Source organism: Pseudoalteromonas sp. S558 (assembly GCF_005886635.1).
Taxonomy (GTDB): domain Bacteria; phylum Pseudomonadota; class Gammaproteobacteria; order Enterobacterales; family Alteromonadaceae; genus Pseudoalteromonas; species Pseudoalteromonas aliena.
This window is the reverse complement of record NZ_PNDU01000456.1, coordinates 1-792: the sequence shown is the minus strand read 5'-3', so window position 1 is coordinate 792 and position 792 is coordinate 1. Positions and strand designations below refer to the sequence as shown.

At 38.3% G+C, this 792-nt stretch carries 1 protein-coding gene; it reads left to right on the top strand.

What is annotated here, in order from left to right:
* Positions 1 to 253 precede the first annotated feature (253 nt).
* The gene (locus tag CWB66_RS20740) at positions 254 to 475 is read left to right on the top strand and encodes a penicillin-binding protein (protein ID WP_138586930.1); all 222 of its coding nucleotides are present in this window, start codon (positions 254 to 256) and stop codon (positions 473 to 475) included.
* Positions 476 to 792: the final 317 nt, after the last annotated feature.

Sequence of the window (792 nt, the reverse complement as noted above, 5' to 3'; positions counted from 1 at the left end):
GCTTTGAATTTACTTGCACACGACCAGCTATTGACGCGTAAATTCGCCTTGTTTTCACTGAAAATCTCTGGCTAGAGAAAATAAATTTAAATATCACCATAATTCAATGCGTTAGTAAATCTCTTAACCAGAGCTCAGGTTAATTAAATTGTGTATCCGTATTTGAGAAAACGTCATAATTGTAAGTTTTGGTTTTTACCTAATCATATTTGGTGTTATTTTATTAACCATAGCCTACACATAAGAGAACATTATGAACGAAAAAATAAACGAAGAAGCACTCCACGCCCTAAAAATAGCTTTTACTTACATGCCTAAAGCTATTGAAGTGACAAAATACGAATATGGCGAGCGTTACCAAAGTGTGCTTGATCACATTGAAGCCGTACGCGAGATCCTACTTATTAACGACGTAGATCCTGAAGAAGTTGGTGGTGATATAAACCCTCAGTACACACCAAACTCAACTTACTAAAAACAATAAACTGCGAGCATAACTTTGCCCGCAGTTTATAAAAAATAATAACCAAGTAAAGTTGTTTTAGTTTTTGCTAAACTAGGGCGTGTTGACCTTTGTGGATTGAAATTTGTTCAATTTAGGGGCTATTTAATCGCGGCGCGAGGTTTGTAACCTAGTGGGCTAAGTAAAAACCGAGCAACAAAGAGTTAATTGCCCCTAGGTAGAACCCTTCGGGCAGCGCCTGTTTGGCATTGATGCTGCGTTATCGTCTATTTATGGGGAATAACCACACTACATAGGCGCTGCCTTGCCTAAATACCAAACCGACTGCT